Source organism: Streptomyces sp. NPDC002133 (assembly GCF_040296405.1).
Classification (GTDB): Bacteria; Actinomycetota; Actinomycetes; order Streptomycetales; family Streptomycetaceae; genus Streptomyces.
Genome location: NZ_JBEOXF010000057.1, coordinates 41,653 through 49,216, shown reverse-complemented (window position 1 = coordinate 49,216; position 7,564 = coordinate 41,653). Strand labels below are relative to the sequence as shown.

The following is a 7,564-nucleotide window of genomic DNA, read 5'->3' as shown; positions in this document are numbered from 1 at the left end:
GACGACGACACCCCCAAGATCCGACGCAGGGGCTGTGGCCGACGGCGGCGTGGTGGGAGGCGAGCAGGTGGGCGGCAAGGGGATCGCCTGCGCCGACGGTCGCTGGACCCGCCGTAGTCCAGGCAGGCGGAATTGTACTGAGGAGGTTCATGAGGCGATCAGACACTGATGCCCCGGCGAGGGAGCCCGCCGGGGCACCGTTCGTTCTACCGGTCTGCTACGGCTGCCCCTCCCAGTTCTCGGGTACGAGGGGCGCCGGCGTCAGCCATACGAACGCAAGCTGGGCCACCAACTGGAGTAGTAGCGGCTCGGCCGTGCTGGACGCCAGTAGCGGCCAACAGAACACGAGCATGGGCACCGCTAGCGCGATCCGGAACCGGGTGGGGTCCATCCGGGTGTGATTGAGCCCCGCAAGGAGCCCAAGGATCAGCGTTGGAGTGCCGATGAACCCTAGCAAGATCAGACTTGTCTCCATTACAAGGGTGAATGGTTCACCCTCCCATGGGAAAAACAGAGCGATGATCAGCCATGCGGCTGCGTAGACGAGAAGATACGTCAGGACACATCGCCCCATCCGGCCAAGCACTCGGCGCATCCCGGGGCCAGACGGCTGCTTGACTTCTGCCAGTCGAAGCCCTCGCCGACCGTGCTGCCCTGGTTGTTCGTGTTGGCCGTGCGGCCATCCACGCTGCCCGAGTCATACGAGATCGTCAGAGACGGCTTCGGGCCGACCGCCGACGGCGGTACACGCAGCGGATAGGACCACGTGAAGGAGCCGGAGGAGCCGCCCGCCTCCCACGACGAGGACGATGCGAGCGGGGTGGCCTTGTAGTCACCCGAACCGGACTGTGTCCCGGCCGCGACCGCAAGGACAATCGTCTGCCCCGCGGCCGGAGCGGCTGCCGTCTTCGGTGCGCGGGCTGTCGCAGTGGGAGCAGCCTTGAAGGACAGCTCGGTGTCGAGGCGGTTGTTCTTGCGGTGATTGGTGAAGGCCATGGGCGTGCGGATGCGGCACTTCGCGCTCGCCGGATCCTTCAGCGCACAATCCGGCAGGCGAAGGACCTGCAGACGACCCGCCCAGTCACCGCCATAGGCGGAGGCGAACTTGCTGTAGTCGATCCCGAGTTCCGTCGCACCGCCGGTGGCCGGGCCGGTGACGGTGAGGACGACACCCTTCACACCCAGAGCAGCCGCCTGCTTCTGGTCCAGCACATTGACCTTGACACTGCCCGCAGCCTTGACAGACTTCGCGTTCTTAGCGGGCTTCGGCGGAGTCAGCGTGAGCGCGAGAGTACCCGGGGAAGCCTTGGCGGCCCCATCCGACGGGACTGTGATCGTTGCCGTGCCCGCCTTTGGCCAGGAGACCGTCTTCCCCTGATCCTTCTTCGCGCGGGCCGTATCGGCACGGCCGGCCTCCGCAGCCTTCTTCAGCAGGGCAGCTGTCTTCTTGTCCAGCTTGCCCGTGAACCGGGACACTTTCTGCGACTTCGGTGCCTTCGGCTCTGGCCTGCCCAGGGTATCGGCCGGAGCAGCAAAGGCGACAGGAGTGAGCAGGCCAGGTATCAGGCTGAAGCCAACAACCGTGGCGACATGCCGCATAGGCCCGGTGCGGGTGCGTCTGTGATTCCGACCCCGCCTGAAAGCAGGCGGCATGAACGGTTTCATGCAAATCCGTTTCTGTCTGGCCGCGCAAAGTCGGCAGGGGAGAAGACTGCTCCGTGCTGGTACGCCGTGAAGGAGCGAATACGAGCAGATAGGCCTCGTGGGGGCGGGACACGATGAATCCGCCCCCACGCTGATGACCGCACTCCAAGCCGGGTTACGAGGCTTCGATGATCTTTTCGAAGACCTGGTCGGCGGTCATGGCGCCTGCCCACATGCGCAGGTCATACAGATTGCCGGGCAGGTAGTCCTCGGTGGATCCGGCTGCCCGGCCTGCCACAAGCACGCCGCTGCCCTGCATGGGTACGGTGAAGGCAGCGTCGACGCCCGGGACTGTGGGCGCATCGGCGACATACAGGCTCGTAGCGCCATGCCCCTCTGTGATGGACTCATCCGCATCGAACACGCCGGTGACGTGAACCGAGCCCTGCGAAGCATCCTTAGAGGCGACCTGGGCGCTGTCGATGACCGCGCCTGATGCGTCGGTCGCTGTGCGTCCGAACGTCCACCAGTGGCCGTCGGCGCGCTTCTCCACCCACAGCGCCCAGGACGACTTACCCCCGAGCGGGGTGGCCTGGCCAAAGACGTAAGCGCGGTCGCCCACGTTGGCCAGCTTTACCTTGTCCAGGTTCACCGTGGCGGAGACGGTGAACGATCCGGTCTCATCCAGGACCGGACCGGTCATCGAGGCATAGCCGGCCGTGCCATTCAGCACAAGGCCCCCCTCTCCGCCGGCAAGTTCCGCACCCGACGCGGACAGCTCCAGCGGCGCGACCGGATAGTCCGAGAGGTTGGTGAGTTCCGTCCCGGTGGCAGTGGTGGCGTCCCAGTGAGCGATCAAAGGCACCGCCGGGAGGTTGCTCCCCGGCTGGATCCCTTCCGCTTCGTTGCGCAGCTCGCTCGGCTGCAGGGCACGCTGCCAGACGGCGACCTCGTCGATATTGCCGCGGTAGTACTGGGCGAATGGGCCACCCTTGGTCTGCGTACGCCCGAACTGCAGGCCACTGGGCGAGGTCCACGCGGTGTAGCTCGTGGACTGGCTGCTGGCGACAAGTTCACCCTGCGGGCGCCCGTTGATGACCAGCTCAATCGTGTCGTTCGTCGCGTCGGTGTCGTCCTTCGTGTCGAACACGCCGGCCACATGCGTCCACACACTCGCCGTCGCAGGCTGATCCGCAACGGTCACGATGTCCACCGCATCCGCAGCGTCCTTCGACCCCCGCTTGAACACCCATGTCTTCTTCGTCGGCGAATAGAGCAGTGTGAAAGCAGAGTCATGCGCGCCCGGAGCGGACAGGACCGCACGGTTGGCCGTGGTATCGGTCAGATACACCCAGGCCGACACCGTGAAGGACTCCTTGGTGCTGACCGGCGGGCTACTCGTGGCGGCGTAGCCGACCTGCTTGGCGGGATCGGTCATGGCTGTGTTGAGCGCGATTGAGGTGTCACCGTCGCCAAGACGCCCTAGCGGGGACCGAGTCATGGTGTTCGCCAGCGGCTCTATCAGCGTGGCGTCGTACCGGGTGCTGCCCTCGGCACCTGTGTCCTTTGCCGTGGATCCAGTGGCCTCTGCGAAGCTCCAGCGGCTGGTGTCCCGCGTCCCCGGCATGACAAAGATCTTGAACGAGCGAGGGTCGCCGTAGCGGTCGGGGACATCCATGGCCCAGACGGTCAGCGTCTGAACGCCCGCCTGAGACGGCGTGATTGATACGGTCACGGAGCTGCCGGTGACCTCCGTCGCTCCAGACAGTTCGGTACTCCCCAACCGCCACCGGTATCCGGTGATGTCCGTGTCCGCAGGGTTCGGTTTGAACGTGAAGCTACCGGCTTTGCCCGGGGCACCGGAGGCAACGCAGGTGTCGGCGCATTCGGTGTACACAGTGTTGGCGATGACAGTCGGAACTTTTGGTGCCTCTGATTCGTACTTGAAGTAGCACCACGCGGATCGGCCGGAGGACAACTTCCCGTTCTCGCCGCCCCAGGTCCAGTACGACTCGGTCAGCACATTGAACCGGTACTTCACACCCTCCGCCACCCCAAGGATGCGGAAGGGCACCTCGGTGTCATCCGGAACCGAGCCAGAAGAGGGCACGTTGACGGTGAAGGCGTCGGCCCAGGTGCCGTCACTCTTCAGGTATTCGGTGTTGAACAGCGCACGCAGAGATCCACGGAACTCGTTCCCCTGGGGCTGTTGCTGGGTCTGCACCATCCCCTGGATCGTGGGGTCCTCCCGGGTGACGATCGTGGGAGTGTCGGCGTCCTTGGAACAGTACTGCTCATTGCCATAGCCGGGGATGACGCCGACGTTGTTCGGCAGGTACGGCTTGGGGACATAGATGACCTGGATGTCGGCGTTGTCCTCGAACCGCTTCCACGCATCCGCGTCCCCCTCGTCCTTCGCCTTCAGCATCAGGGTGAGCCGGGAAAACTTGCCGTCAGCGAAGCTCCTCACCGTGGCCGTGAGGTTCTCGTCCGTCTCCGCCGGATTGTCATGGAACTCAATCCACTTGTCCGGCTGCTCCGGGGAACAGTTGGCGCCGCGGCCCGCCGACACATTCTGGTCACCCATGTGGTCCAGCTCAGACGGGCCCGGCCAGCGAGTAGCCTCCGACATGTTGCCGGTCCGCACCAGCTCGATCTCATGCGGACTGCACGAGAACGACCACGTCTCATACGCGCGGAACGTCGCGTCCAGCACATGCATACCGGAGATCTTGGTCGGAGCGAACTCGAACAGCATCCGGTTGGTGTGGTCCGCGTCGCAGTACCACGGGCCCACCCGGTAGCAACGGCCCACCCCGTAGTCGCCGTCGAAGTTCCACCAGCGATCCCCATCGGAGGAGATCACCGACTTCTCCGAGGCCCCGGTGCCGATCGGCGGGTCGATGTAGACCGGGAAGACGGTGTCCTCGCCGCGCAGGAGCTCCTGGTCGGGAACCACGCTCACCGAGCCATCGGCGACCTGGACCGGGAGGACGGCAGTCGTGTCCCCCGCGTCGGGCTGCGCAGGGTCCTGAGCGCCCTCCGCCGGCTCCTCGCTGTCGTCGGAGACACGGGGCAGCATCTGGGGCTGCGTACCGGCGTCGCCGGCGGAGTCCCACATCATGCCCGCCGGCCGTAGTAACAGCTGCGCCGTATTTCACGGCGGGCGTGGTCGCCCGGACCCGGTGCCTGATCACCAAGTGCGTCACGGGCAGCGCGATGTTGATCAATGGCGTGTAGCCCGCCGACGGGGGCAGCCGACCGGCGCTCCGGAGACGATCATTCGCCCACGTGCGGGAAGCCCCTGGTCGGCGGGGGCAGCTCGCCGGCGGCTGCCCATACTCGCCGCAGGCTTCTCCGGCACATCCCGCCAGGAGCGGACGCCGGGTCGGCAGCGCTCCGTGCTGGCGTTCCGGCCGCCCTGTACAGCCCTGACCAGCCTGAACGACGGTCGAGCTATCGGGCGGCTTGAAGGTGGGTACTGGGCCCGCCGAACGTGCGACGTGGCGGCGGGCCCCGGCCGGGGAGCCCTCGGGCGGCGTCCCCGCCTGTCTCTCACAGTAGGGACGCCCTGGCGGATCCGCTCGCCAGCAGGCCCGTTCGGCGGGCACGTTCGCCCGATTATCAGAATCTGCATCCCTCCGTGCGCGGAACTCCGCTCATGTGCGCTCACGCTGTGGGCTGGGCGATCGCGAAAACGGACCCTGTGCTGGATCCCGCGTACACGACACCGTTCAGGACCACGGGTGGCGGCTTCGGCTCGCCAATGGGCGCGAGATCCGCGTTCGGGTCGCGGCGCGCCGCGCTCCGCCACAGGATCTTTCCCGTGGCGGGATCGACGCAGGTGATCCGTCCGTCGCTGGCCAGACTGTACAGACGCCCGTCGGCGAGCACCGGTCGGGCGGGGGCCTCGCCTTGTGTCTCTGCGGCCCAGTGCCGTCTGCCCGTGCGCAGGTCGTATGAGGCCAGCGTGCCGTCCGTGCGGCTGATGTACAAGGTGCCGTCCTCTGCGTGGGCGGCGCCGCGTTGCGGGTTTTGCAGGGGTACGCGTTGGACCTTTCCGTCGGCGCGGGCGACGTGGGTGATGCTCTTGCCGTGAAGCAGGAAGGACACGGCGTCGCGGTCTGCCGCGACTGGTGTCCCGGGGTCCTCGTCGAATGTGGCGAGGGTCTTGGTCGTGCGCAACGTGGCGGGGTCAAGGACGGCGACAGACGTGATGAAGAAGTTGCTGGTCGTCATGAGATGCAGCGTGCCGTCCCCGCCGTCGAAGACGTCGTACCAGGCGCCGGCGGGAAGGGTCCTGGACGCGAGGAGCTTTCCGGTCCGTGCGTCCCTTCGGTCGATCCGTGTTCCGTCCTCCCCGTTCGCGTGAACCGTCGTGACCGTGGACTTCTGCACGGTCGGATGATCGGCCCCCGATTCCCGGGTCGCCCACAGCCGCTCACCGGTCTTCACGTCGAGGGCCACGAGCTGGTCCTGGTCCAAGTCCAGAATCAGGGCCGTTTCTCCCGCGAGACCCGCGAACACGCCCGGCGCCGGCCGCGAGGGCTTTGAGGTGTGCCCCGTGTGCCACATGACCCGCCCGGTGGCGGCATCGAACCTTTCGGCCACCACACCCGGCTGGGTGCACAAGAGAACATCCCCGCTACTGGCGCAGGCGGGGCGGGCACCCCCGAGGGTTTCCAGGGCGATGGTCGGCTTCTTCTCCCACAAAGCCCATCCCTTCGGCCGCACGGCCGCCACTGGTTCGACGGCGGGAGCAGCCGGCACCGACGAGGCCGAGGCCGATGGCGAGGCCGAACGCGAGGGCGCTGCGGAGCCCCGGGGATCGACACGGTCGCCTCCCGCACCGCCCCTCTGCATGATCGGCACCGCCACGGCGACCGCGATCACGGCCACGGCGCCCACCATGTAGGTGCGGGTCCGGGGCCGCAGCCGTGAACGGTGCGCGAGGCCGACGGGTCCCGGCGTCGCCCGGGACTTCTCCGGGCCCGCCGCCGCTACACCCTTCGCCTGAAGCAGAGCGAGAAGTTCGGTGGGTGAGGGCCGGCCGGTCGGGTCCTTGCACAGGCACTGCTCGATCACGGAGTGCAGAGCAGCCGGGACTGCCGCCAGGTCCGGCTCGTCCTGGACGATGTTCATGGCGATGGCGATGGGCGGGGCTCCGGTGTCGCCGTCGAACGGCCCGCGGCCCGTTGCCGCGTAGGTGAGGAGCCCGCCGAGTGCGAACACGTCGGCCGCTGCCCCTACGTCACGTGGGGACCTCAGCTGTTCGGGGGCCATGAAGGACACGGTGCCGAGTATCTTGCCGGTCTGCGTCAGCCGTTCCGCGTTCAGCGCGCGGGCAATACCGAAGTCGATGACCCGGGGGCCGTCCTCGGTCAGGAGCACATTGCTCGGCTTCAGATCGCGGTGCACCAGGCCGGCGCGGTGGATGTCCCGCAGGGCCTCGGCAAGTCCCCGGCCCAGCCGCCACACGGCGTCCTCGTCGAACGGGCCGCTCCCATGCACGCGTTCCGAAAGGGTCGGGGCGTCGAAGTACTGCGTCGCCATCCACGGGGGGTCGCAATCGGCATCGGCGCCCACCACCGGAGCCGTGAACGCCCCGCTGACCTGCCGCGCGGCCTCGATCTCATGCCGGAACCGGGCGCGGTAATCGGCATCCCCCGCAAACTCCCCGCGGATGACCTTCAGAGCGACCCGTCGGCCCGACGGCGACACAGCCAGATAGACGACCCCCATGCCGCCCGCACCGATACGGCGTTCTATGTGGTACTCCCCGACCGCCGACGGCGTCGTCTCGTCCTGCCAGCTCAAGGGCCCTCTCCTGCGACTCCGCGGTGTCCGAGCCCTCCTCCACGCGCCAACGTGAGCCGGAGGGTCCACAATCCCAATTCCTCTGAGAAGCACGGAGGTTAGC

Annotated in this window: 3 protein-coding genes; all 3 read right to left on the bottom strand. The window is 67.2% G+C overall.

Features of this window, described 5'->3' with window-relative positions:
* Nucleotides 1-555: 555 nt before the first annotated feature.
* Nucleotides 556-1,599, bottom strand: a complete 1,044-nt coding sequence (locus ABT078_RS34315; protein ID WP_351234808.1) for a hypothetical protein — start codon at nucleotides 1,597-1,599, stop codon at nucleotides 556-558.
* A 220-nt stretch (nucleotides 1,600-1,819) separates the two neighbouring features.
* Entirely contained in the window at nucleotides 1,820-4,726 is a 2,907-nt protein-coding gene (locus ABT078_RS34310; RefSeq protein WP_351234806.1) for a LamG domain-containing protein, read from the bottom strand.
* 587 nt (nucleotides 4,727-5,313) lie between these two features.
* Nucleotides 5,314-7,461, bottom strand: coding sequence for a protein kinase domain-containing protein (locus tag ABT078_RS34305; RefSeq protein ID WP_351234804.1), 2,148 nt, complete (start codon nucleotides 7,459-7,461; stop codon nucleotides 5,314-5,316).
* Nucleotides 7,462-7,564: the final 103 nt, after the last annotated feature.

Bases quoted from the DNA above. Each gene is read 5' to 3' on its own strand.
- ABT078_RS34315 (WP_351234808.1), bottom strand. From the start codon at position 1,599: ATGCGGCATGTCGCCACGGTTGTTGGCTTCAGCCTGATACCTGGCCTG.
- ABT078_RS34310 (WP_351234806.1), bottom strand. From the start codon at position 4,726: ATGCTGCCCCGTGTCTCCGACGACAGCGAGGAGCCGGCGGAGGGCGCT.